Here is a 24,676-nt window from a genome sequence, read left to right on the forward strand (position 1 = left end):
GCCCCCACCCCGCTGTCCCCCGCTTCATTGCGACGCAGGGGCGTCGCTCTGCTGAGCATAGTCACGGAAAAACGACGCGGCTTGATCTGGATACAGTTAGGTACAAAACCTGGCGCTTGTGGTGTTGCCGGGGGACATGCTCGCCTATTCGGCGTCCGCCACAAATCCCTGTGGGAGCCAAGCTTGCTCGCGAGGGCAGTGGGTCAGCCCCGCATCGATGTTGAATGTGCCGCCGCCATCGCGAGCAAGCTTGGCTCCCACAGTAATGTTCAATGTTCGGTTAGCTCACAGACATGAAAACGGCCGACACAAAGGTCAGCCGTTGCTGTGGTTGCGGTGAGTAACTGTCAGGCCTGCAGGCGCCGGATCTCTTGCTTGACACCCCAGCCCTCGATCACACCACCCAAGGGTTCGACGACTGCCTCAAAGTCTTGCTCGAAGTCGCCAATGTCATCGTAGGTGGCGTACATCACCCGGCTCAGTTCCAACGACCAAGCCCCATCGTCCCGTGCACTGATCTGCGCGTTCAACGATTCTCCCCGAAAATGACCTGCCGCCCTGCGCGCCCGCTCCTCGTCCGGGAAAATGGCGTAGAACTCAATGGGATGGAATCGGGAAAAATCGAAACCGCCTTCTTTCATGCGGCGCAACACGCTGGTGCTGATGTCTTCTTGATAGGCTGTGCTCATGAAACGTCCTCCTGAAACCAATGGATAGACTTTCCGTCTTCCCGTGCGTGAAGCCCTCAGGCTGCAAGCGGTACGGCATCAAATGGCCGTCGGGACACAAGCATGTAGCTGACAAGACCGGACCTTCGCGATCCTTTCGCTGATCTCAATTGCAGAGTAGCCGCAAGTGGCAGCCGCTGCCAAGCGAGACCAGGCACCGTTTCATGAAATCGGTGTAATGCTGATGATTTCAATGCTGTGCTGGGACTTGAGGTTCTTGACGGTGGGATCTTCGGTGCGACCTTCCAGGTCGTTGAGGTCCAGTTGGGCGGGCACGGGCAGCAATTTTTCGCGAATCAGTTGTGCAGCCTGCTCCATCGTAGGCTCCTGCTCGTAGTCGAACTGCTCGGCGATGGCTTCGCCATGATCATCCACGAAAGTGATTTCCCACTTTTGCATCGGTGTCTCCTTGATCAATTCAGGGCCTGGCTTACCTCTATCTCGACATTGAGGGCCGGACAATCGTTCCGCCGGGCGTCTGGACGGCACACATGAAAAGACCGCCTCCGGGGCGGTCTCTTGCAGTGCAGCCGTGGCCGATCAGTTTTCGGCGCGTTCCTTCAGGGCTTTCAAGGTGTTGAACGGCGCATCCACCACGAACTTGTTCGCCAGCCAGGACGGCACGTCACCCCCTGGTTCGGTATGGACCTGGTAGGTCACTTCGATCTGGTCAGCGCCCTTTGGCGTGAACTTCCAGAAGCCGTCGACCTGGGTCACCCGCACGAAACCTTGCTCTTCAGGCAGGTATTTCGGCACGCCCTTGAGCTTGCGGGTCAGGCTGCCATCAGCGCCCTCTTCGGTGGTAACTTCAAGCACCGAGTCCCGGGACGTCACCGGCCATGGCGTGTTGAACTGGGTGTAGGTCCAGCTCTGATTGCCTTCGTGCTTGAGCAGTTTCTGGCTCTTGCATTCATGAATCCAAGCGCAGGCACCGGGAACGTCTTCCTGCAGGGCCCGCAGCTTGGCCATGGTGGTTTTCATCACCGTCACGCCACGGTAGGCCTTGTATTTGGAGCCCGTCACCTCACTGAGGGAAACCTTGATACCGTCCTTCTCCTTGGCAACCTGCCAGTCCTCTGCCTGAGCGGTGGCCGCTGCCAGCAACACGGTCAACCCACACAACACAGCCATACGATGCAGCGAACCCATAGTTCTTTTCCTTATTGTCCAAGTTCGTTCAGTTAGGATCCGTTCATTGACTCATTACGCTGCCGTGATTTGCTCCCACCAACCGATCAGTCGGATGGCCTCTTCACTGCTGCTGCCGCAAACCTCGATGTCGGCTTCGAACGCCGAGCACACTGCCGGACGCTCCGGCTGGCCGAAGATCCGGCACAGGTTATCGACCGACAATTGCGCGCAACGTTCTCCCGCCGGTTTGCCTTGGGGCATGCCAGGGATAGGTGAGCTGATGGAAGGGGCGATGCAACAGGCGCCACAGCCTTCACGGCATTTCATGACGACAACATCCTCACGACAGTAATGGTTAGTAACAGAACACAGAGTAACGGCTAAAACACTCGTTTTAAATTACCGTCTGCGTGTTTTTTTGCCCACGGCGAGATGACCGAATGGTCAGCGACGAACCGCAGGCCTGCCGAAGGTTTATTGCTTGAATTCGAAGTCCAGCGCCGCGCCTTCCACCTCGTGGCGCTCCGGGCTGCGCAGTGGCAGCTGCATTTCATTGCTCAACAAACGGCCATTGAGCTGAAAGGGACCGGGTTTCTCACCGAACATCGACGGCAAGAGCGGCTCACGCCTGGACTGTACCACCTTACCCGGTGGTTGCAGTTTATCGACCATCTCATGGGGCAAGCTCAAATCCAGCTTGGCCGGCGGCAATGGGGTCTTGGCGACCTCGTGGGCGGATTTGCTCTTGGAGGCGATGGGGGCGCGTTTTTTCTTCGCGGGTGCCACTTTCTTGGCGGAAGGCTTCTTGGCCGCTGTGTTTTTTTTCGGCGCATCCTTCGTGGCACTGGCAGCCGGTTTTTCCTGCGCTGGCGCTGCCGCGACGACGCCTCCCATGTGGAAGACGCTCAACAGACCGATCAAAACCCAGGCAGCAGGAACAATGGCTTTCATAAATACAACAGCATTGACGGCAGAGACCCCCATGCTCGCCTGATAATGAGGCGCTGACAAGCACATCGAGCCAAGTCGCTGATATCTAAAGAAATCCGTTGGCCGTCTCCTGGCACAATTGAGTGGCCAACAGCCCCAGCGTCATCAAGGCCCGCTCCGCCTCCCGGTTCCAGGGTATGCCGCAGTTCAAGCGAATGCAGTGGTTGAACTGCTCGGTATTACTGAAAATCAGCCCTGGCGCGATACTGATGCCCTGTTGCAACGCCCGCACATGCAACTCCTGGGTATTGACCCGCCCCGGCAGGCTGACCCACAGGATGAAGCCTCCAGTGGGACGGCTCATCTGCGTGCCTTCGGGGAAGTACTGCTGCACCGCCAGCTGAAAGGCGCTGAGGTTCTTGCGGTATTCCTGGCGGATATAGCGCAAGTGCCGGTCATAGCCGCCGTTTTCCAGGTACGCGGCAATGCCCATCTGCGTGACGCTGCACGCCGAGTGCGTGCTGAAGGTCTGGAGCCGCTGGATTTCCTGTTGGAATTTCCCCGCGATCATCCAGCCGATGCGCACACCCGGCGACAACGTCTTGGAAAAACTCGAACAGTAGATGACCCGGTCCAGCCGGTCGTAGGCCTTGAGGGCCTTGGTGCGCCCCTGCTCGAACATCAACTCGCCATAGATATCGTCCTCGACGATCTGGATGTCGAAGTCCGACGCCAGGCGCAGCAGTTGCTTTTGCCGCTCTTCCGGCATGGTGCCGCCGAGAGGATTGCTCAGGCGCGTGGTCAGCACCAGCGCCTTGATCGACCACTGGTTGGCCGCCAGCTGCAAGGCCTCCAGACTCATGCCAGTGACCGGGTCGCTGGGGATCTCGATAACCTTGAGGCCCAACAGATCCGCCAGTTGCAGCAAGCCGTAATAGGTCGGCGACTCGGCGGCGATCAAATCCCCCGGCCGCGTCAGCACCCGCAAGGACATCTGCAGCGCATCGACGCAGCCGTGGGTGATCACCACCTCGGAAGGGTCCACCACGACGCCGGCATCGCGCATGCGAATCGCCACTTGGCGACGCAACGGCTCGAACCCCGGGCTGAACATGTAGCTGAACGCCCGCGGGCTGTGGAAGCGCGTGACCTTGGCCAACTGCTGATGCAGAGCCCGGACAGGCAGATAGTCGACGCTCGGCACCGCAGCCCCCAGGGGAAACACCCCTTCGCGGCGCGACTCGACCAATATTTGCTGGATGATACTGCTGCGTGTCACCAGCCCCGGACGCTCAACCCGGGCAATGTCCGGCGTCGGTGCCGTCAGGGCCGGCGTCTGGTGCACGTAGTAGCCCGACTGCGGCCGCGCGCGAATCAGCCCCTGGTCTTCAAGGTTGGCGTAGGCCTGCAGCACCGTGGCATGGCTGACGTTGAGCTGCGAGCTCATCTTGCGCACCGACGGTACGCGCTCACCGGGCTGATACACACCGCGCCGGATGTCTTCAGCCAGCTGTTGAGCAATACGTTGATAGAGCAGAAGGTTGGTCATGACGCAGCACTCGATTTCACGGGCATTTTATTCTTGTCGGAAACGATACCGGAACAGTTTAGAAGTGTACTGGGACAGTTGCCAGATTACTCGACAGTACAGTGGAGTGACAGCTCTAACTGTACCCATCGTGCATCGATTGCAGGGCCAAAAAAACCCGGCGCCTTTTACAGGGGCCGGGTTTTCCAGTGACGCAGCCCTTAGCGGGCGGCGCCGAGCTGGCCTTTTTCGTCGGAGAACACAATTTCAACGCGACGGTTCTGTGCCCGGCCACGCTCGGAGGCGTTGACGTCCACCGGGTATTGGTCACCGTAGCCTTCAACCTGGATACGCTTTTCGTCTACCCCCAGATCCACCAGCACATCCGCCACCGCTTGCGCGCGGTCGCGAGACAACTTGAGGTTTTCCTGCTTGCCGCCGGTGCTGTCGGTGTACCCCTCGATACGGACCACGCGCTTGGGGTTGAGCTGCAGGAACTGCACGATTTTGAGCACGACCCGGTTGGCCGAGTTCTTCAGTTCCGCTTCGCCGGTGTCGAACAGCACGTCACCCAGGGTCATCACCAGACCGCGATCGGTTTGTGTGGTCGCCATCGCCATGATCTGTTCTTCAAGCCATTTGCCCTGCTGCTGCACGCTCAGCAACTTGGATTCACGCAGGGCCAATTGCAGGCGCTGGCGTTCCAGTTCGAGCTTGGCGGCACGCTCTTCGTTGAGCACCTGGTTGCTGTGCTCCCGGGCAATCGCACTGTAGCGCTGGCTCAGGTAGGCGTAATGCTGCACATCCTCACCGCTGCCCCAGTAGCTGGACAAACGATCGGCACGGGCCAGGGATTCGCCAGCGCGGATCACGTCCCGGGGTGCGGCACGCAATACGTTGGCGTCTTCCTTGACCTTCTGGAAGTCGGTGCTGGCCTGCTCGAGCGCCGCTTCGCTGCGCTGGCCGGCGCAGCCATACAAGCTCGCCAGGCCGGCGAGCACCAGGCCACCCAATACGTGGGAGTGCTTCATTGGGCATCCTCCCTCAATTGTTTGCGCAAGCGCTTGATGCGGGTGTCGAGCACGTTCAGTTGCTCCTGGCTCTTGAGGGTCAGCACCTTCGCTTCGGCCAGGCGGGCGTCGAGTTCGGCCTGTTCGGCCCGCATGCGCGCCTTCTTGTAGGATTCGTCGGCCATGTTGGATTTGGCGCGGGCGAATTTTTCTTCAGCCAGTTTCAATTCGGGCACTTCATCGGCAGTAGCGCCAACGGCCCGGGCTTGCTCCAGTGCCTGTTCAGTCAGGCGGATCTGTTCATTCGGCGCCGGATCGGCTGCGCAACCCGCCAGAGCCAGAACGGCCAGGGCAGCGAAAAGAGGTCGAATAGTCACTAATGTTCCCTACTGTTTTGGGGCGCTGACAGATGGCTGCAACTGTGTATTCCACCGCTCGAGATTGCGTTGCAACACAGCCTCCGCCAGGCCGGACGCGGCCAATTCTGTCATCTTTTGCGCCAGCTGTCCGCGTAACCATGGGTCATTGCAGGCGGAGTTATGGGAAATCGCGAGGAACAGCCCGGGTTTGTCCACCGGTTGCGGTGCGGCTTGCAGGTCATTGGCCATCCCCAGTGTCTGCGCCATTGCCAGGCCCGCGTAGCGCCCCGCCAGGACATATTCCACCTCGCCCAGCAGCAGTTTCTGAAAGGCCTGGGTCAGGTTGGGCGTGCGTACCAGGGACAATTGCCGCTCGGCAAAGACGCCGAATTCCTGGGTCATGCGGGCCTTTTCTGACAAAGCCCCGGGATGACCGTGAAGGTCTGCGGGCTGGTCGATGACCAGCGTCGAATCCTTGCGGGTCCAGACCAGGTAATCGTTTTCGAGCAAGGGCGGATGAACGTAATCCAGCACTTCAAGCCCGGTAACGGTCAGTGGCGCGTCGGTGAGCAGGTCCATGCGTCCACTGCGCACTTCGTCCAACGCCTGGGCGCGCTTGCCGGCATACAGCAGTTCGATCTTGATCCCCAGTTCTTGCCCGACCTGCGCCAGCAGGTCGGCGCCGGCGCCAATCAAGTGCTTGGGGTCCTGAGGGTCCTGCCAGAGATAGGGTGGTGCATCCGGGCTGCCGGTGGCGATCAGTCGTTCACATTTGCCGGCGGCGACAGACAGGCCTGGCACGAGCGCCAACGTCCACAGCAACGGCCAGCCGGCCAAACGACGCAGATCCATGGCAATACGCTCCTCTGATGCGGAAATAAAAAGCCCGGCCAAAGGGCCGGGCTCTTTATAAGTGAAGACGCCGGATTAGACCAGCTTCTCCAACTCAGGGATGGCTTCGAACAAGTCCGCCACCAGGCCGTAGTCGGCCACTTGGAAGATCGGCGCTTCTTCGTCCTTGTTGATCGCAACGATCACCTTGGAGTCTTTCATGCCGGCCAAGTGCTGGATCGCGCCGGAGATACCGACGGCGATATACAGCTGTGGCGCAACGATCTTGCCGGTCTGGCCGACCTGCATGTCGTTGGGCACGAAACCGGCGTCGACCGCGGCGCGGGAAGCACCGACGGCGGCACCGAGCTTGTCGGCCAGGGCGTACAGGTGCTTGAAGTTGTCACCGTTCTGCATGCCGCGGCCGCCGGAAACGACGATCTTGGCAGCGGTCAGTTCAGGACGATCGGACTTGGCCAGTTCTTCGTTGACGAAGCTGGAGATGCCGGCGTCGTGGGCAGCGCCTACGGCTTCAACGGCAGCCGAGCCACCTTCGGCGGCAACCGGGTCGAAACCGGTGGCGCGGACGGTGATGACCTTGACCGCAGCGGTCGATTGCACGGTGGCAATGGCGTTGCCGGCGTAGATCGGACGCTTGAAGGTGTCGGCGCTTTCTACCGAGATGATCTCGGAGATCTGGTCGACGTCCAGTGCAGCGGCCACGCGTGGCAGGATGTTCTTGCCGTTGGAGGTAGCGGCAGCCAGGATGTGGCTGTAGCCCTTGCCCAGCTCGGCTACCAGCGGCGCAACGTTTTCCGGCAGTTGGTGTGCGTAGGCAGCGTTGTCAGCCGACAGCACTTTGGCCACGCCAGCGATTTTCGCAGCGGCTTCAGCCACGGCGCCAGCGCCCTGACCCGCTACCAGCACGTGAATATCGCCACCGATTTTAGCGGCAGCAGCAACGGTGTTCAGCGTGGCTGGAGCCAGCGCCTTGTTATCGTGTTCGGCGATTACGAGGATAGTCATGATCAGATCACCTTCGCTTCGTTTTTCAGTTTCTCGACCAGTTCAGCCACCGACTTGACCTTGATGCCCGCGCTGCGTGCAGCTGGCGCTTCGACCTTGAGGGTCTTGTTGGTGGAGGCGGTGGAAACGCCCAAAGCGTCAGGCGTCAGCACTTCAAGCGGCTTCTTCTTGGCTTTCATGATGTTTGGCAGAGACGCATAGCGCGGCTCGTTCAAACGCAGGTCGGTGGTGACGATGGCCGGCAGTTTCAGGGAAACGGTCTGCGCGCCGCCGTCGATCTCGCGGGTCACGGCAACGCTGTCGCCGGACACTTCGACCTTGGACGCGAAGGTGCCCTGACCGTAGCCGCTCAATGCAGCGAGCATCTGGCCGGTCTGGTTGTTGTCGCTGTCGATGGCCTGCTTGCCGAGGATCACCAGCGATGGCTGTTCCTTGTCGACAACGGCCTTGAGCAGCTTGGCCACGGCCAGGGAGGTCAGCTCTTCGGCGGATTCGACGAGGATGGCGCGATCGGCACCCAGTGCCAGCGCGGTGCGCAGTTGTTCCTGGGCGGTGGTCGGGCCGATGGAGACGACGACGATCTCAGTCGCCACGCCTTTTTCCTTCAGGCGTACGGCTTCTTCTACGGCGATTTCGCAGAAAGGGTTCATCGACATCTTGACGTTGGCGAGGTCGACGCCGGAGTTGTCCGCCTTGACGCGAACCTTGACGTTATAGTCGACCACTCGTTTGACAGCTACAAGAACCTTCATGGATTCCTCGTTACTCTCCGGTGAAAAAAAGTCGCCTAGGCGAACCTGGCGGTTGATGCTCATGGGCGCAAGGGCACCTCTAAAAACGCCGGCATGAACCACACATGACCCAGCTCACGGGAGTGAAGACCATTCGTCAGTGATGACCGATGAGTCATTCATTATCGCGGCGTGTAAACTGCGCGTCAGAACCACGCAATGCGTCACTTTGTGCTGCCTTCGCCCTGTCTTTAGAGGTGCTCTTGAAACCAACAGTCAGCCTACGGCGAGCGCAAAACCGCCCGTATCTTGACCGGAACGCCTATTCCGGTCAATACGGCAAAATGGTCAGTCATAAGCCGTACGTCAGTGATTTATCTGGGCTGCGGCAATTTCAAACAAACGTTTGTATTGGACCCTGAGAGTGGTGTAGATATAATGCGCCGCTTAAGAGAGACACGCGTTTCATCCATTGTCGCTTTCGTCGCTTTTCGCGAAGGAAACAACGGATGCAACGCCAAACCTCCAATTAGAAAAAACTGTGAGCCTTGAGTAGGAGATAGCCCTGTGGAACGCGAATACATGGAATTCGACGTGGTCATCGTCGGTGCCGGCCCCGCTGGCCTGTCTGCCGCTTGCCGACTGAAACAGAAGGCCGCCGAAGCCGGTAAGGAAATCAGCGTCTGCGTGGTCGAAAAAGGCTCCGAGGTCGGTGCGCACATCCTCTCCGGTGCGGTGTTCGAGCCCCGCGCCCTGAACGAACTGTTCCCGGACTGGAAAGAACTCGGCGCCCCGTTGAACACGCCCGTCGTGCGTGATGACATTTATGTCCTGAGAAACGCCGAGGCCGCGAGCAAAATCCCTGACTTCTTTGTGCCCAAGACCATGCACAACGAAGGCAACTATATTATTTCCCTGGGCAACCTGTGCCGCTGGCTGGCCCAGCAGGCCGAGAACCTGGGCGTGGAAATCTACCCGGGTTTCGCCGCCCAGGAAGCGCTGTTCGACGAGAACGGCGTGGTGCGCGGGATCATCACCGGCGACCTGGGCGTCGACCGCGAAGGCAATCCGAAGGAAGGCCTGTACACCCCTGGCATGGAACTGCGTGGCAAATACACGCTGTTCGCCGAAGGCTGCCGCGGCCACATCGGCAAGCAACTGATCAAGCGCTTCAACCTGGACAGCGAGGCCGACGCCCAGCACTACGGCATCGGCCTGAAGGAAATCTGGGAAATCGACCCGGCCAAGCATCAACCTGGCCTGGTGGTGCACACCGCCGGCTGGCCGCTGGACATCATGGGCACCGAGAACACCGGCGGTTCCTTCCTCTATCACCTGGAAAACAATCAGGTGGTGGTCGGCCTGATCGTCGACCTGTCCTACAGCAACACTTTCCTGTCGCCGTTCGACGAGTTCCAGCGCCTCAAGCATCACCCGGTGCTCAAGCAGTACCTGGAAGGTGGCAAGCGTGTCAGCTATGGCGCCCGTGCCATCTGCAAGGGCGGCCTGAACTCGCTGCCGAAAATGGTCTTCAAGGGCGGCGCGCTGATCGGTTGCGACCTCGGCACCCTGAACTTCGCCAAGATCAAGGGCAGCCACACCGCCATGAAGTCCGGCATGCTTGCCGCCGACGCCGTGGCCGATCGCCTGTTCGCCGAGTCCGAAGGCGGTGATGAACTGACCGCCTACGTCGACAGCTTCAAGAGCAGTTGGCTGTATGAAGAGCTGTTCGCCAGCCGCAACTTCGGTGCAGCGATCCACAAATACGGCGCGATCATCGGTGGCGGCTTCAACTGGTTCGACCAGAATATCCTTGGCGGCAAAATGCCGTTCACCCTGCACGACACCAAGCCCGACTACGCCTGCCTCAAGCTGGCAGCCGATTGCAAGAAAATCGACTACCCGAAACCGGACGGCAAGATCAGCTTCGACAAACTCAGCTCGGTGTTCATCTCCGGTACCAACCACGAAGAAGAACAGCCCTGCCACCTGAAGCTGACCGACCCGAGCATCCCGATCAGCAAGAACCTGCCGTTGTACGACGAACCGGCCCAGCGCTACTGCCCGGCCGGCGTGTACGAAGTGGTGACCAAGGAAGACGGCGAGAAACGCTTCCAGATCAACGCCCAGAACTGCGTGCACTGCAAGACCTGTGACATCAAGGACCCTTCGCAGAACATCACTTGGGTGTCGCCGGAAGGCGCTGGCGGACCGACTTACCCGAACATGTAAGCCATTGCGCTGAACATCAAGGCTCCCGTAATGGGGGCCTTTTTGTTGCCTGCCATCCAAGCAGTACCACAGCTCGCTCCCACAGGGGGTGATATCAGTGGATCAAGCGGCGCGCTCTTCCCCAGGGTTGCGCTCGAAGTAGCGCTTGTACTCCCGACTGAACTGCGACGAGCTCTGATACCCCACCTGGTGCGCGACCTGGGCCACGCCCATGCCCTCGGTGAGCAGCAGCCGCTGGGCCTTGAGCAGGCGCAAGCGCTTGAGGTACTGCACTGGCGACAGCAAGGTGCTGCGCTTGAAATGCTCATGAAAGGTCGAGGCGCTCATGTTCGCGCAACTGGCCAAGGTCTCGACGTTCAGCGGCTCGGTGAAGTGCGCATGCAAATGGCCCAGGGCCGCGGCAATCCGGGCGAATTGGCCTTGCTGCTCCACCAGCGCCCGCAGCACATCGGCCTGGGGCCCGCGCAACGCGACGAACAACAACTCCCGCAGCCGCGCCTGGCCCATGACCTGGCATTCCAGTGGGTCGTGCAAGCAACGCAACAAGCGTTCGACACACCCACGCATGGCGTCATCGAGCACTGCGCAGGTCATTGATTCCGGCGTCTGGGGCGCCAGGTTCCGCCCCGGCACCAGCCCCATGGCCAGTACCAACTCCCCCAGCATCGCCCGATCGATCGCAACGGAAACCCCAAACAGCGGAGCATTGGGCATGGCGTAGGTTTCGCACTCGAACGGCACCGGCAAGGCCTGGATCAGATAGTGCCCGGCGCCATATTCCAGTGTGCGCGGTCCCAGGTACGCCAGTTTGCTGCCCTGGGCGATGATCACCAGACTCGGCTCGTAGAGCTGCGGGCCACGGGCGACGTCCTGGCTGGCCCGAAGCGCATGTACGCCGGGCAGTGGCGTCGGGACGAAACCGTCGCGGGTCGCCAAGGGTTCTATCAATGAAACCAGCGTAGCGTTGGCATCGAGATGGCGGGTCAACAACATGGGCGAAAACTTCACGAAAAAAGGGATGAAACCATCATCGCAGGTCTGGCGTCACATAGGATCAGATCCTGGCCAAGACCGGAGGATTAGGCATGACAGGCGGAGGAATCGCCATCGCCACCTGTCGCCGGGACTCCCAGAATGAAACCCTCAACGTTCATTGCTTAGCGAGGTCCATCATGTACACAGCCATCGGATATGCCGCCCAGTCGGCCACCACTCCCCTCGCCCCCATGAAATTCGAGCGTCGCAGCCCGCGAGCCGACGATGTGGCGATCGACATTCTCTACTGCGGCGTCTGCCATTCCGACATCCACCAGGCCCGCAACGAATGGGGCATCGCCGTTTACCCGCTGATGCCCGGCCACGAAATCATCGGCAAAGTCACCGCCGTCGGCGCGGACGTCACCCGCTACAAGGTTGGCGACCTGGTGGGCGTAGGCTGCATGGTCGACTCCTGCCGCGAGTGCGAAGCCTGCCGCGCTGACTTGGAGCAATACTGTTTCGAAGGCATGACCCAGACCTACGCCAGCCCGGACCGTGTGAGCGGCGGCCACACCATGGGCGGTTATTCCAACAGCATCGTGGTCAACGAACACTTTGTGCTGCGCATTCCGGCAGCACTCGACCCGGCCAGCGCCGCACCACTTCTCTGCGCAGGCATCACCACCTACTCGCCCCTCAAGCACTATGGCGTGAAGGCTGGCGACAAGGTTGGCGTGCTGGGCATGGGCGGCCTGGGCCACATGGGCATCAAGTTCGCCAAGGCCTTGGGCGCAGAAGTCACGTTGTTCACCCGCTCGGCGAGCAAGGCCGAAGAAGCCCGTCGCCAGGGCGCGGACCATGTGATCGTATCCACCGACGCCGAACAGATGGCCGCAGCAGCCGGACGATTCCACTTCCTGCTGGACACCATTCCGGTACAGCACGACCTCAATCCCTACCTCGACACGCTGCGTTTCGACGGAGTGCACATCCTGGTAGGTCTGGTCGAGCCGATCGATCCGCCGGTACACGCGGCAAAATTGATCATGGGCCGTCGGGTCCTGGCCGGTTCGTTGATTGGCGGTATCGCCGAAACCCAGGAAGTGCTGGATTTCTGCGCCGAACACAACATCAGCTGCGACATTGAAATGCTCGACATCCGCCAGATCAACGAGGCCTACAGCCGCATGATCGCCGGGGATGTGAAATACCGCTTTGTCATCGACATGGCCACGCTCAAGGCCTGACGTTCGTCAAACCTTGGCGCCCAGTTCCGCCGACAACCGGGCTGTGACCCCTTTGACCAGGGGAATCAGCTCGGCCATTTTTTCCAGCGGCATGTACGGCACGGTGCTGGCGATGCTGATGCCGGCAACAATGCGCTTGCCGGCGTCACGGATCGGCGCCGCCACACAGCGAATCGACGGTTCGTTGTCTTCCAGGTCGAAGGCATAGCCCCCCGCCACATACTCCACCATCCGTTGCTGGAACTGTTCCCAGGATTGCTCCTGATGCAGGGGCCAGAATTGATTCTTCCCACCGGCTGGCAGGCTGATTTCATACAGCCGCTTCCATTGTTCCTGCGAGTCATCGAGCATCAGCGCCTTGCCGATCCCAGTGCGCGCCAACGGCATCCGATGGCCTACGCGCGAGCGCATTTCCGGGCCGTTGCGCCCCGGATTCTTCAGCAGGTACAAGACTTCGTCACCTTCGCGAATCGCCAAGTGAACGGTGTCCCCGGTAAGCGCCGACAGCTCGTCCAGGTAAGGCCCCGCCAGGCTCACCAGTGGCAACTCTTCCCGGGCCTGAAAACCCAGCTCGATCAATTTCGGCCCCAGCAGGTAGCCCACTTGCGGCACCACGCGCAGGTAACGCTCATCCACCAGGCAACTGGCCAGGCGATGGGTGGTGCTGCGGGTGGTGCCGATCAGCCGGGCGATTTCCTTCAAGTCACGGGCGCCGCTGGCGACCGCCTGGACCACCCCCAGGCCACGCAACAATGTCTGCGTGCCCGTAGGTGCGGCGTCCTTGGTGATTTTTGGATCGTCTTGCTGCATAGCCGGCCTTCAACAGTGAGCGGGGAACGGGCGGCATTATGGTCGCCCGCCCCGTCGGACTACAACTCGATGCGCTCGACCTTCCCGACCAGCAGGATGTAGGACAGCGCGCCAGCCAGTGCCAGGACAGAGATATAGGTGATGGCCGGGGCAAACGAATCGCCGCTGGCGAGAAAGCCAATGACGATCGGCGTGGCGATGGCCGCCAGGTTGCCGATGAAGTTGAACACCCCACCGGTCAACCCGAGCAGTCGCGCCGGCGCCAGTGTGGAGACCAGCGACCAGGTGATCGACGCCAGGCCATTGCCGAAGAACGCCAAGGCCAGGAAGGCAATCACCAGCGGCGTCGACTCGACGAAGTTGGCGCCGATGATCGAGGTCGAGATCAGCAACCCGCCAATGATCGGCAGCTTGCGTGCAAACCCCACGGTGGCGCCGCGGCGAATCAGCCAGTCGGAGAAGAACCCGGAGCACAGCACGCCGACAAACGCCGCGAGAAATGGCAGGGACGCCAGTAGGCCGGACTTGATGAAGTCCATGCCGCGATATTTCACCAGGTAGGTCGGGAACCAGGTCAGGAAAAACCACAGCGTGGAGTTGAGGCAGAACTGCCCCAGGTAAATGCCCCACAACTTGCGTTGGGTCAGGACAATCCCCAGGTCGGTCCAGCTGAATTTGGCCTTGACCTTGGCGGTATCGGCCTGGATATCCACCAGCCCGCCGCCTTCGCGGATCAGTTCGATTTCGGCGGCGTTGGCACCTTTGAAATCCCGCGGTTCGCGATACACCGCGTACCAGATCGCCGCCCAGATAATGCCCACCGCGCCCGTGGCGACAAACACCATGTGCCAACCGAAGGCGTGTTGCAGCCAGGCCAATACCGGGGTCAGGAAGGCCAACCCGACAAACTGCCCGGAGGTATAGAAACCGATGGCCGTGGCCCGCTCGCGCTCAGGAAACCAGGTGGTGACCACGCGGCTGTTGATCGGATAAGCCGGCGCTTCCAGGGCACCGACCGCCATGCGCAGTACGAACAGCGCGATGAAACTGGCGGCAAAGCCCAGCATTACCGTGGCCACCGACCACAACAGCAACGCCACGCTATACAGAATCCGCGGCGGCACCCGATCCACCAGCCAGCCACCGGGTATCTGCATGGCGGCGTAGGTCCAGCCGAACGCCGAGAAAATCAGCCCGACGTGGATCGGATCGATGCCCAGGTCGCTGGTCAGTGCGGGAGCGGCGATCGAGAGGTTGCTGCGGTCCAGGTAATTGATCACCACGGTGATGAACAGCAGGACCATGATGAAAAAACGCTTGCGGCTGGGCGTCACCAACGACGCCTGCGCGCTCAGGGTGTGCGCTTGCATGTGAGGTGCCTCTTTTTATGTTTGTCGAATACGGCAAGGATTGAGCAAGACCCTGTGGGAGCAAGGCTTGCCCGCGATGAACGATGACCCGGTCTGCCTGGAAAACGCATCGACTTCATCGCGGGCAAGCCTTGCTCCCACAGAACCCCTTGCTCCACAGGAGTCTTTTGCTCCTGAAAGGATTCCTATCAGAGTGATCAGGCGTGACTCACCACTCGGCAAAACTGCCATCGGCATGGCGCCAGATCGGGTTGCGCCAGCGGTGGCCGATGGCCGCGCGTTCGATGACGTATTCCTCGTTGATCTCAATGCCCAGGCCCGGGCCGTTCGGGATCTTCACAAAGCCCTTGTCGTAGTCGAACACCTGCGGATCCTTGATGTAATCCAGCAGGTCGTTGCTCTCGTTGTAGTGGATGCCCAGGCTCTGTTCCTGGATGAAGGCGTTGTAGCAGACCGCGTCCAGTTGCAGGCACGCCGCCAGGGCGATCGGGCCCAGCGGGCAGTGCAGCGCCAGCGCCACGTCATAGGCCTCGGCCATGTTGGCGATCTTGCGGGTCTCGGTGATACCCCCGGCGTGGGATGCATCCGGCTGAATGATGTCCACGTAGCCTTCGCTGAGTACACGTTTGAAGTCCCAGCGCGAGAACAAGCGCTCGCCCAGAGCGATCGGGGTGCTGGTCAGCGGCGCCAACTCCTTGAGGGCTTCGTAGTTTTCGCTGAGCACCGGCTCTTCGATGAACATCAGCTTGTAGGGATCGAGTTCCTTCATCAGTACCTTGGCCATCGGCTTGTGCACCCGGCCGTGGAAGTCCACGCCAATGCCGACGTTCGGCCCCACCGCGTCCCGCACCGCCGCGACGTTGGCCAGGGCCAGGTCGACTTTTTCAAAGGTGTCGAGAAACTGCAGCTCTTCGGTGCCGTTCATCTTCACAGCGGTGAAGCCCCGCGCCACGGCTTCTTTCGCCGCGCGAGCGGTGTCGGCCGGCCGGTCGCCGCCGATCCACGAATACACACGGATCTTGTCGCGCACCTGGCCGCCCAGCAGGTCGCTGACCGACACGCCCAGGGCCTTGCCCTTGATGTCCCACAGCGCCTGGTCGATGCCGGCCAGGGCGCTCATGTGAATGGCCCCGCCGCGGTAGAAGCCGCCACGATAGAGCACGGTCCAGATGTCTTCGATGTTGCGTGGGTCTTTGCCGATCAGGTAGTCGGACAATTCCTCGACAGCCGCCGCCACCGTGTGGGCACGGCCTTCGACCACGGGCTCGCCCCAACCGGTCACGCCCTCGTCGGTCTCGACCTTGAGGAAGCACCAGCGCGGCGGAACGATAAACGTGGTCAGCTTGGTGATTTTCATCTTGTTGTCTCTCTTGTCAGATGCAGCGCACGGGGCGCTGGAAAAGTCTTCAGTTCAAGGCGTTCCATGCGGCCACGTAGGCCTTGGCGCGCACCGCCACTTCATCCGCTGTCAGGCCCGGCTTGAACAGCCCGGAACCAAGGCCGAAACCCTTGACGCCGGCTTCGACGAACACCGCCATGTTGTCCGGGGTAATCCCGCCCACCGGCACCAGCACGGTCCCGGCCGGCAGCACCGCGAGCCAGGCCTTGACCACCGCCGGGCCCATTTGCTCGGCGGGGAACATCTTCAGTACATGGGCGCCTTCGGCCAGCGCGGCAAAGGCTTCGGTGGGCGTGGCGACGCCTGGCGACAGGTACAAGCCCGCCGCTTTCGCCGCACGCAGCACCTTCGGATCGCTGTGGGGCATGACGATCACTTGGCCGCCAGCGGCTTTCACCTGCTCGACCTGTTCCGGCGTGAGCACGGTACCGGCACCGATCAGGCAATCGGCGGGCAAGGTACTGCGCAGGATGCGGATGCTTTCGTACGGTTCGGGGGAATTGAGCGGTACTTCGATGACGCGAAATCCGGCGCTGTACAGGACTTCGCCGATGGCCGCCGCCTCTTCGGGACGCAGACCACGCAGGATCGCGATCAGCCCGTTGTGCGCCAGTGCTTGTGTGAGCATGTCAGACCTCCAGTCAGGTTCAGGGGGCGGTGGAATCGAGCAACCCGGCCGCCACGGCCAGTTGCCACAAACCGCGTTCGGTGGCCTGTTCGGCCAGGACCACCCGGGCGAAGCCGCAGGCGTCGAGGGCCCGTTGATAACGGACACAGAGTTGGGAGTTGCCGATCAGCACCACCGTCGGCAGGTGGAGGCTGTCGCGTCGCCGACGCTGCACCTCGGCCAGCGCCGTCAGCTCATGGCCGATCAGCAGGCCCGAGAGGTAATCGGCCTGGGCGCTGGCCTCCAGTTCGCCGGTCAAGCCCAGGCTGCGGGCACTGAACACCGTGGACAACGGACCGATCTGGCCATCCACCGACAACGCCACCTGTACGCCACGATCAAAGGCCACGCCATCGAAGGTCGTACTCCGTTGCTGGGTGCGGCCGAGAATGCTGTGGTCACTGAGCACGGCGAAGATCTCGCCGGTCATGAAGGTGTCGAAATGCACGATGCAGCCATCGGCCACTTCCACCCATTTCGAATGACTGCCGGGCAAGCCGATCAGCACCGCTTCGTCCGGCAGGCTGTGCAAGGCGCCGAGCACTTGGGTTTCTTCGCCGCGCATGACATTGGGCAAGCGTGAACGCTGAATCACGCCCGGCACGATGTGCACATCGACACCGCGAAGGCTGCGAACGGTTCGTAGGGAATGTCCGAGATTGGCGACGTTGGCGGGTGTGTCGCAGTAAGGCGCTTCACGCCAGCCTTGAGCACTGCCGACCATGCCACAGGCGATGACAGGCAAGCCTGGCTGAGCATCGAGCCAGTCGCCGCAGGCTTCGTCGAAGGCCAGTTCGAAACCGTCGATGCACACCCGGCCGGCCACGGTTCGCGGCCCGGAAGGCAACTGCATGATCCCCGATGACAGCGAGCGCTGCTCGAGCACCTCGCCACCGGCTGCGAGTTTGTAAGCCCGTAATGAGGTGGTCCCCCAATCGAGCGCGATCAATTGCGCCTGCATCCGCTTCACCTGTTCTGTTTTTTGGCAGTGAGTGGAACGGACTATAAACCTGGGCGCAGCAAAATCTCAATATATAAATATCTCTCCCATATATTGGGATTTTTCATATCCACCACAAAGCCAATCGCCATCCGCCCAAGACCCTGCTACGTTTCTGATCGGACGCCAAACAACTCAGGGAAAAAGTAATGGGACAACAGCTGAAAATCCTCGGCCGCACTTCCTCGATCAACGTCAGAAAAGTGCTGTGGACCTGCCAGGAACTGGAAATCGCCTACGAGCGCGAAGACTGGGGCATTGGTTTTTCTTCGACCCAGGATCCGGATTTCCTCGCCCTGAATCCCAATGCCCAGGTGCCGGTAATCATTGATGAGAACGGTGTGCTCTGGGAGTCCAATACCATTTGCCGTTACCTGGTGGGCAAGCATGGGCGCAGCGACCTGCTGCCTGTCGAGCCTGCCGCACGGGCGCGTGTCGAGCAGTGGATGGACTGGCAAGCCACAGAGCTCAACCCGTCATGGGGCTACGCATTCCACGCCCTGGTACGCAAGAATCCGGACTTCCAGGACCCGCAACGCATCGCCGCCGGCATCAAAGGCTGGAACGAGAAGATGGGTTTGCTGGAACAGCAATTGAACCGCACCGGCGCCTATGTGGCCGGTACGGCGTTTTCCCTTGCGGATGTGCTCATCGGCTTGTCGGTGCACCGCTGGCGCCAGGCGCCCATGGAACGCCCGGACTATCCTGCGGTGGCCGCCTACTGCAAACGCCTTGAGCAGCGCCCGGGGTTTGCCGAGTACGCGTGCGCCGCGCACTCATGAAATGCTCAGTTGCCGTTAGCAAAATCCCGTAGCACCTTGCCGTCCATTCGGTAGCGCACCCACTCTTCCTGTGGTTGCGCGCCGAGGGATTTGTAGAACTCGATGGCCGGCGTGTTCCAGTCCAGCACGCTCCATTCGAAGCGCCCGCAATCGTTGTCACAGGCAACTTTCGCCAAATGGCGCAGCAACGTCTTGCCCGCCCCGCCACCGCGCTGGTCAGGCGTGATGTACAGGTCTTCGAGGTACAGGCAGTTGCTGCCCAGCCAAGTGGAATAACTGAAGAAAAACACCGCGAAGCCAATCGGCACGCCATCACGCAGGCAGATCAACCCGTGGGCCGTTGCGCCCTCGCTGAACAGGCTGCGCTCGATGTCCGCCACACTGGCGATGACTTCGTGGCGGGCCTTTTCGTAATCGGCCAACTCGGTGATGAAGGCAAGGATTTGAGGCGCATCGCTGGGTTGCGCAGGACGGATCTCGATGGACATGAACAGGCCTTGTAGCCAATTGAAAGCGCCATACTAAGCCGCCACGGGGCGCTCGTCACATATGAAAATGAACATCGTCCACGAACCCTCGAAGTACCGACATACAAAGGATCTGTCATGACCGCTGCCGCCTTTGCACCTTTTCAAACCGTCGCTGCCCAGCTGCTGCCTCACGCATTGGAGCCATCGGAGGATGGCGCTCACGATCTGTCACATCTGCAACGGGTCTGGCACAACGTACGCTTGCTCCACCGTCATGAAGGCGCAGACCTGCTTATCCTGCTGGCGGCAACGCTGCTGCATGACTGCGTGGCGGTGGAAAAAAATTCACCGCTGCGCGCCCAGGCCTCTCGCTTGGCAGCGGATAAGGCATCGACACTGTTGTCGACACTGAACTGGCCAGACGAAAAAATCAGCGCCGTTGCCCATGCCATCGAGGCTCACAGTTTTTCGGCCAATATCGCAGCGATCACACTCGAAGCCAAAATTCTCCAGGACGCCGACCGCCTCGACTCATTGGGCCTGCTCGGGGTGGCCCGCACATTCTATGTAGCCGGACGCATGGGCAGTGCACTCTATGACCCTCAGGATCCGCAGGCCAAGTCCCGGGATTACGATGATCGACGTTTCTGCCTCGATCATTTCCAGACCAAATTGTTGCACCTGGCCGACGGTTTCCAGACTGCCACCGGGCAACACATGGCGCTGATCCGCCACGAAAAGCTGAAAAGCTTCATGGAGCAATTCATGGAAGAGGCCGGACTCGACGGTTAGACCATTCGTCGCGCCCGAGGCACAAACCCAAATCCAGCGAGGCCCAAGATCAGGTAAGCATTCTGAAAAATGGAGGCGACACTCATGATCACTAAAAGGCTGACCGCATTCACCTTCGCCGCGCTGCTGTCGTCGGTGGCTTTCGCGGCTTCGACCTCCGGCACCGGGCCGACCGACCCGGTACAGGCGCCCAACTCTCCCGCAACCGAAGGCCTGCCCAAGCTGAACACCGACGGCACCGGCAGTGGCCTGAACAATGGCCAGCCACCCGCCACCGGCACCGATCCGCGTGTGCAGGGTAATGACACGGGTCGTCAGGGCGGCATGAATACACCGGACTCGACAGCGCCTGATAACGCCGACACCGGGGTGGGCTCGAAAACCACGACCGGTGGTTCGGGCTCCGAAGGTGGCGCCGCCAGCCAGTAGCCTCTGCTCAGACATTTGAGGAGGAACATCCCATGCCTCGTGGAAGCAAAGACAAATACACCGCCGAACAAAAGCGCAAGGCCGCACACATTGAAAAAAGCTACGAGAAAAAAGGTGTGTCCGAGAACGAAGCCGAGGCACGCGCCTGGGCGACCGTGAACAAACAGTCCGGTGGTGGCGAACGCTCCGGTGGTTCTGGCAAGGAAAAACCGGCGACGGCCAAGAAAACCGACCGCAAGGAATCGGCCCGGCGCGCCGCCAAGACCCGCGAAGGTCACCCGCGCACCAGTAAAGCCTCCCACGCGACCCAGACAGTGGACAGCTTGATGAAGGAGGCCCGGGCGAAAAACATTCCCGGGCGCTCGAAGATGCGTAAGCAGGAATTGGTTGAGGCGTTGCGCAAGGCGGGGTGATTGTCGGCGTCTGGGAGAACGCCTTCGCGAGCAAGCCCGCTCCCACACTGGCTCTGTGCTGTGCCGGGGTTCTGAGCCCTGGCACAAAATCCTGTGGGAGCGAGCCTGCTCGCGAAAGCGGCCGGCCCGGTTGCTGCAGGGTTCAGCGTTGTTTCAAGCGGTCGATCACCACCGCCAGCAGCAGGATCGAGCCGCGGATGACGTATTGGTAGAAGGTGTCGATGTTCTTCAGGTTCATCGCGTTTTCGATGATCGCCAAAATCAGCACGCCTGCAATGACGTGGCGAATCATGCCGATGCCACCGCTCAACGACACCCCACCTAGCACGCAAGCCGAGATCACGGTCAGTTCGAAGCCCTGGCCGATCATCGGTTGGCCCGAGGTCATGCGCGATGCCAGGATCACCCCGGCCAGGGCGCCGATGACGCCATGCACGGCGAAGATGATGATCTTGGTGCGATCAACGTTCACCCCCGCCAACAACGCCGCTTCCTGGTTGCCACCGATGGCCATGGTATTGCGCCCGTAGGTGGTGTAGTTCAGCAGCCAACCGAAAAACAGGAAGCAGGCGATGGTGATCAGGATCGGCACCGGTACGCCGAACAATTGGCCGTTGCCGAACACGAAGAACGATTCCTGCGACACCCCCACCGCTTTGCCGTTGGCAAAGATGTAGGCCAGGCCGCGGACGATCTGCATCGTCGCCAGTGTGGTGATCAAGGCGTTGACCCGCAGCTTGGCGATGACGATGCCGTTGATCAGGCCGACGATCAGCCCCATCACCAGCGCCGCACTGACGCCGAGGAACACGCTGTTGGTGTCGCGCATCACCACCGCCGCGACCACGCCGGCACAGGCAATCACCGAACCGACCGACAAGTCGAAGTGCCCGGACGCCAGGCAATACAACATGGTGCAGGCCGCGATGCCGGTGGTGGAAATCGCCAGGCCCAGCCCGCGCATGTTCAGCGGCGACAGGAAGTTGTCGATCATCAGGGTGCAGAGCACGAAGATGCCGATGGCCGCCAGCAGCATGACCCAGTCATCCAGGAAACGGCGCAGGTCCAGGGGTTTGCGTGCCGTTGGCAGTGCATTGTTTTGAATGGTCATGATTTACCTCTCAGTTCGCCGCGTCGGCAACGCGTTGGCGCGGCAGCGCCAGTTGCAGCAGATTGGATTCGTTGGCCTGGTCACGCGGCAGCTCGCCGCGCATGGCTCCTTCGCAGAGCACCAGGATTCGGTCGGAAATGCCCATCACTTCCATCAGGTCGCTGGACACCACAATCACCGCGATACCGTCGGCCGCCAGGTTGTGGATAATCTGGTAGATCTCCGCCTTGGCGCCGATGTCGATGCCACGAGTAGGCTCGTCCAGCAGCAGGACTTTCATCGGCATCGACAGCCAGCGACCAAGAATCGCCTTCTGCTGGTTCCCGCCGGACAGGTACATGATTTTCTGGCTGGCCGCCGGCGTCTTCACTTTCAGCGACTTGATCTGTTTGTCGGCATTACCCCGCTCCCAGTCGCCACGCAACAGGCAGCCAAGTGTGGAATGAGACGGACGCGCACTGATGTTGATGTTCTCGCCCACACTGCCCAACGGGATGATGCCTTCCTTCTTGCGATCCTCCGGGCAGAGCAGAACGCCCGCGGCGATGGCATCCCGTGGAGAACGTAGTTTCAGCTCCTTACCGTGCAGGACCAGGCTGCCCTCGCGCTGGCGCTCCAGGCCACTGAGCAAGCGAAAAAGCTCCGTACGACCGGCGCCGACCAGCCCGAACAAGCCGAGGATCTCGCCCTTGTGCACCTGGAAACTCACCGGTTCGCGCAAGCCCGGCCCCAGCAGGCCCTTCACTTGCAGCGCCACATCGCCGCGCTCCCGAGGACGGTAATCATAGATGTCCTGGATATCGCGACCGACCATGCACGTGACGAGTTGATCATGGGTCAACTCGCTCATGTTCTCGAAGGTCCGCACGTAACGACCGTCCTTGAACACCGTCACCGCATTGCAGATGCGGAACACCTCCTCCATGCGGTGGCTGACGTAGAGCACCACTTTGCCCTCGTCCCGCAGTCGACTGATGATCGCCATCAAACGGTCGATTTCACGGGCCGACAGGCTACTGGTGGGTTCGTCGAAAGCAATGACGTGGGCGCCACGGGACAAGGCCTTGGCGATTTCCACCAGTTGGCGCTGACCGAGGGACAGGCGCCCGACCTTTTCCTGCGGGTCGATTTCGTCGGCCAGGCCCTTGAGCAGCGTCAGCGCCTGCTGGCGCAGTACACCGCGATTGACCAGGCCGAAACGCGCCGGCAAATGGCCGAGAAACAGGTTTTCAGCGACGGTCATTTCCGGCACCAGGTGCAGCTCCTGGTGAATCACTGCCACACCACTGGCGATGCTGTCAGCGGTGCCTTTGAACGCCATCGTCTGTTCGCCGATCTGCAAGTCGCCGCTGCTCGGGATGTAGGCACCGCCCAGGATCTTGAGCAGCGTGGACTTGCCGGCGCCGTTTTCACCCATCAAGGCATGGACCTGCCCCGGATGGGCAACGAAACTGATATTGGCCAGCGCCTGCACGCCGGGAAAGGACTTGCCGATCCCGTTGAATCGCAAGCTGCCGCCGATGTTGTGTTGCCGTGTCGCTGTTTGCGCTTGCATAACCACCTCGAACTTACAGAGATCAAGCGACCCCGCCACTCATGTGACCAGGGCCGCTTTTGAATCAACCGGCCGTCAGTTCCACAGGCCGATCTTTTCCAGCTCTTGCTTGAAGTTCTCCCGGGTGATCAGCGTCACCTCGTCCATGGCGGTGTACTTCGGCGGCTCCTTACCAGTGGTGATCCACTCGTACATCATTTCGGCGGTCTTGTAGCCTTCGATGTGCGGGCTTGGCAGCATCGAACCGAAGAAGCCGCTGTTAGGCTTTTTCAGCTCACCGATAGCGTCAGTGCCGTTGATGCCGATGCCGATCACATTGGCCGCCTTGAACCCGGCGGCTTCGGTGGCGCGCACGCCGCCCAGCACGGTGTTGTCATTCATGCCACCGATAATCAGGTTTTTCGCGGCGCTTGGCAGTTTCACCAGGGCCGAGTTGGTGGAGTCCATGCTGCCGGGTACGTCGAGGGTTTTCAGGGCGGCGAAGAGGATGTGGTCTTTCGGGATACCGGCCTCCTCAAGGGATTTGACCGAACCGTCGGTGCGCTTCTTGCCAGTGTCCAGTTCGTTGTAGGTGTTGATCACCGCATAGGTTTCTTTCCAATCCCAGCCGCGTTTTTTCGCTTCAGCAGCCATGGCGGCGCCCTGTTTCTGGCCCACCTCGAATGCGGCCATGCCCAGGTACGGCACGTCTTCCATGAACTTGCCGCTGGCGTCGACGAAACGGTCGTCCACGGCAATCACCTTGAGATCGTTGAGCTTGGCCTTGGCCATGATGGCCGGGCCGAGGGATACGTCCGGCGGGCAGATCACGAAGCCCTTGGCCCCGTTGGCGGCAAGGCTGTCGATGGCCGAGAGGGTTTTCTCGCCGTCGGGCACGGCGATCTTGATCAACTGGAAGCCTTTATCCTTGGCCGCCTTCTCGGCAAACGCCCATTCGGTCTGGAACCAAGGCTCCTCGGCCTGCTTGACCAGGAAACCAATTTTTACCGCATCGGCCGCCAGCAAGTGGCTGCTGAGGCTGACCGCGGTAACCGCCAGGGCGGCGCGACACAGGGAACGGATCCCACGACGATGTTTCATAGTTGACTCCTTGTTTTTTTTATTGAAAGCCAAACGTCCAGGTTTCTGCTCCACCGTCGGTGGAAAT

27 protein-coding genes are annotated in these 24,676 nt (G+C 60.7%); 6 read left to right on the forward strand and 21 right to left on the reverse strand.

Going from position 1 to position 24,676, the window contains the following annotated elements:
• Window positions 1-347: 347 nt before the first annotated feature.
• The 11 genes from F7R20_RS18790 to F7R20_RS18840 form a co-directional block, all read right to left on the reverse strand.
• Entirely contained in the window at window positions 348-689 is a 342-nt protein-coding gene (locus F7R20_RS18790; protein ID WP_003179463.1) for a ribonuclease E inhibitor RraB, read from the reverse strand.
• Window positions 690-890: 201 nt separating this feature from the next.
• The gene (locus tag F7R20_RS18795) at window positions 891-1,127 is read right to left on the reverse strand and encodes a hypothetical protein (RefSeq protein WP_003204179.1); all 237 of its coding nucleotides are present in this window, start codon (window positions 1,125-1,127) and stop codon (window positions 891-893) included.
• Window positions 1,128-1,268: 141 nt separating this feature from the next.
• Window positions 1,269-1,877 (reverse strand): START domain-containing protein, encoded by a 609-nt coding sequence (locus F7R20_RS18800; protein ID WP_003204181.1) that lies wholly within the window; start codon window positions 1,875-1,877, stop codon window positions 1,269-1,271.
• A gap of 54 nt (window positions 1,878-1,931) precedes the next feature.
• Complete coding sequence (locus F7R20_RS18805) at window positions 1,932-2,186, reverse strand: YkgJ family cysteine cluster protein (RefSeq protein ID WP_003204182.1); 255 nt, start codon at window positions 2,184-2,186, stop codon at window positions 1,932-1,934.
• Window positions 2,187-2,333: 147 nt separating this feature from the next.
• On the reverse strand, window positions 2,334-2,810 hold the full coding sequence (locus tag F7R20_RS18810; protein WP_013693982.1) for a hypothetical protein: 477 nt from the start codon (window positions 2,808-2,810) through the stop codon (window positions 2,334-2,336).
• A gap of 85 nt (window positions 2,811-2,895) precedes the next feature.
• On the reverse strand, window positions 2,896-4,338 hold the full coding sequence (locus F7R20_RS18815; RefSeq protein WP_003204187.1) for an aminotransferase-like domain-containing protein: 1,443 nt from the start codon (window positions 4,336-4,338) through the stop codon (window positions 2,896-2,898).
• Window positions 4,339-4,538: 200 nt separating this feature from the next.
• A complete protein-coding gene (locus tag F7R20_RS18820) occupies window positions 4,539-5,348 on the reverse strand; it encodes an OmpA family protein (protein WP_003204188.1) in 810 nt (269 codons plus the stop codon).
• Entirely contained in the window at window positions 5,345-5,704 is a 360-nt protein-coding gene (locus F7R20_RS18825; protein ID WP_003204190.1) for a DUF4398 domain-containing protein, read from the reverse strand. Before F7R20_RS18825 ends, F7R20_RS18820 begins: the two co-directional genes overlap by 4 nt.
• Before the next feature lie 9 nt (window positions 5,705-5,713).
• Window positions 5,714-6,538, reverse strand: a complete 825-nt coding sequence (locus F7R20_RS18830; RefSeq protein WP_003204193.1) for a substrate-binding periplasmic protein — start codon at window positions 6,536-6,538, stop codon at window positions 5,714-5,716.
• 75 nt (window positions 6,539-6,613) lie between these two features.
• Entirely contained in the window at window positions 6,614-7,543 is a 930-nt protein-coding gene (locus F7R20_RS18835) for an electron transfer flavoprotein subunit alpha/FixB family protein (RefSeq protein WP_003204194.1), read from the reverse strand.
• 2 nt (window positions 7,544-7,545) lie between these two features.
• Window positions 7,546-8,295 carry an electron transfer flavoprotein subunit beta/FixA family protein gene (locus tag F7R20_RS18840; protein WP_003204196.1) on the reverse strand — a complete coding sequence of 250 codons (750 nt, stop codon included), beginning with the start codon at window positions 8,293-8,295 and terminating at the stop codon, window positions 7,546-7,548.
• Between the two features lie 546 nt (window positions 8,296-8,841).
• Here F7R20_RS18840 and F7R20_RS18845 point away from each other — a divergent pair.
• A complete protein-coding gene (locus tag F7R20_RS18845) occupies window positions 8,842-10,506 on the forward strand; it encodes an electron transfer flavoprotein-ubiquinone oxidoreductase (protein WP_003204198.1) in 1,665 nt (554 codons plus the stop codon).
• Between the two features lie 102 nt (window positions 10,507-10,608).
• Here the strand turns inward: F7R20_RS18845 and F7R20_RS18850 are convergent, their stop codons facing one another.
• A complete protein-coding gene (locus tag F7R20_RS18850) occupies window positions 10,609-11,499 on the reverse strand; it encodes an AraC family transcriptional regulator (protein WP_003204200.1) in 891 nt (296 codons plus the stop codon).
• Window positions 11,500-11,678: 179 nt separating this feature from the next.
• On the opposite strand from F7R20_RS18850, the gene F7R20_RS18855 reads away from it, so the two are divergent.
• Entirely contained in the window at window positions 11,679-12,731 is a 1,053-nt protein-coding gene (locus tag F7R20_RS18855; RefSeq protein ID WP_003204202.1) for an NAD(P)-dependent alcohol dehydrogenase, read from the forward strand.
• A gap of 6 nt (window positions 12,732-12,737) precedes the next feature.
• Here F7R20_RS18855 and F7R20_RS18860 read toward each other — a convergent pair whose 3' ends face one another.
• The 5 genes from F7R20_RS18860 to F7R20_RS18880 all read right to left on the reverse strand — a co-directional run bounded on the left by F7R20_RS18860 (window position 12,738) and on the right by F7R20_RS18880 (window position 17,938).
• Complete coding sequence (locus F7R20_RS18860) at window positions 12,738-13,541, reverse strand: IclR family transcriptional regulator (RefSeq protein WP_003204204.1); 804 nt, start codon at window positions 13,539-13,541, stop codon at window positions 12,738-12,740.
• Window positions 13,542-13,600: 59 nt separating this feature from the next.
• A complete protein-coding gene (locus F7R20_RS18865) occupies window positions 13,601-14,911 on the reverse strand; it encodes an MFS transporter (RefSeq protein ID WP_003204206.1) in 1,311 nt (436 codons plus the stop codon).
• A gap of 208 nt (window positions 14,912-15,119) precedes the next feature.
• Entirely contained in the window at window positions 15,120-16,268 is a 1,149-nt protein-coding gene (dgoD, locus tag F7R20_RS18870) for a galactonate dehydratase (RefSeq protein WP_003179439.1), read from the reverse strand.
• Between the two features lie 49 nt (window positions 16,269-16,317).
• Window positions 16,318-16,938 (reverse strand): 2-dehydro-3-deoxy-6-phosphogalactonate aldolase, encoded by a 621-nt coding sequence (locus tag F7R20_RS18875; protein WP_003204208.1) that lies wholly within the window; start codon window positions 16,936-16,938, stop codon window positions 16,318-16,320.
• 19 nt (window positions 16,939-16,957) lie between these two features.
• The gene (locus F7R20_RS18880; RefSeq protein WP_003204210.1) at window positions 16,958-17,938 is read right to left on the reverse strand and encodes a 2-dehydro-3-deoxygalactonokinase; all 981 of its coding nucleotides are present in this window, start codon (window positions 17,936-17,938) and stop codon (window positions 16,958-16,960) included.
• A gap of 188 nt (window positions 17,939-18,126) precedes the next feature.
• Between F7R20_RS18880 and F7R20_RS18885 the strand changes: the two genes are divergently transcribed.
• The gene (locus F7R20_RS18885; RefSeq protein ID WP_003204212.1) at window positions 18,127-18,759 is read left to right on the forward strand and encodes a glutathione S-transferase family protein; all 633 of its coding nucleotides are present in this window, start codon (window positions 18,127-18,129) and stop codon (window positions 18,757-18,759) included.
• 5 nt (window positions 18,760-18,764) lie between these two features.
• On the opposite strand, the gene F7R20_RS18890 is transcribed toward F7R20_RS18885, so the two are convergent.
• Window positions 18,765-19,247, reverse strand: coding sequence for a GNAT family N-acetyltransferase (locus tag F7R20_RS18890; RefSeq protein ID WP_003204214.1), 483 nt, complete (start codon window positions 19,245-19,247; stop codon window positions 18,765-18,767).
• A gap of 117 nt (window positions 19,248-19,364) precedes the next feature.
• Here F7R20_RS18890 and F7R20_RS18895 point away from each other — a divergent pair, with 117 nt between their 5' ends.
• From F7R20_RS18895 to F7R20_RS18905, 3 genes are all read left to right on the forward strand, one after another.
• The gene (locus tag F7R20_RS18895; RefSeq protein WP_003204216.1) at window positions 19,365-20,021 is read left to right on the forward strand and encodes an HD domain-containing protein; all 657 of its coding nucleotides are present in this window, start codon (window positions 19,365-19,367) and stop codon (window positions 20,019-20,021) included.
• 84 nt (window positions 20,022-20,105) lie between these two features.
• On the forward strand, window positions 20,106-20,450 hold the full coding sequence (locus tag F7R20_RS18900; RefSeq protein WP_003204218.1) for a hypothetical protein: 345 nt from the start codon (window positions 20,106-20,108) through the stop codon (window positions 20,448-20,450).
• A 32-nt stretch (window positions 20,451-20,482) separates the two neighbouring features.
• Window positions 20,483-20,863, forward strand: coding sequence for a Rho termination factor N-terminal domain-containing protein (locus F7R20_RS18905; RefSeq protein WP_003204221.1), 381 nt, complete (start codon window positions 20,483-20,485; stop codon window positions 20,861-20,863).
• Between the two features lie 142 nt (window positions 20,864-21,005).
• Here F7R20_RS18905 and araH read toward each other — a convergent pair whose 3' ends face one another.
• From araH to F7R20_RS18920, 3 genes are all read right to left on the reverse strand, one after another.
• Window positions 21,006-21,974, reverse strand: coding sequence for an L-arabinose ABC transporter permease AraH (gene araH, locus F7R20_RS18910; protein ID WP_003204223.1), 969 nt, complete (start codon window positions 21,972-21,974; stop codon window positions 21,006-21,008).
• 10 nt (window positions 21,975-21,984) lie between these two features.
• The gene (araG, locus tag F7R20_RS18915) at window positions 21,985-23,529 is read right to left on the reverse strand and encodes an L-arabinose ABC transporter ATP-binding protein AraG (RefSeq protein ID WP_003204225.1); all 1,545 of its coding nucleotides are present in this window, start codon (window positions 23,527-23,529) and stop codon (window positions 21,985-21,987) included.
• Between the two features lie 75 nt (window positions 23,530-23,604).
• Window positions 23,605-24,609, reverse strand: a complete 1,005-nt coding sequence (locus F7R20_RS18920; RefSeq protein ID WP_003204227.1) for a substrate-binding domain-containing protein — start codon at window positions 24,607-24,609, stop codon at window positions 23,605-23,607.
• Window positions 24,610-24,676: the final 67 nt, after the last annotated feature.

The organism is Pseudomonas brassicacearum subsp. brassicacearum (assembly GCF_008801605.1).
In the GTDB taxonomy this organism is placed as follows: domain Bacteria; phylum Pseudomonadota; class Gammaproteobacteria; order Pseudomonadales; family Pseudomonadaceae; genus Aquipseudomonas; species Aquipseudomonas brassicacearum.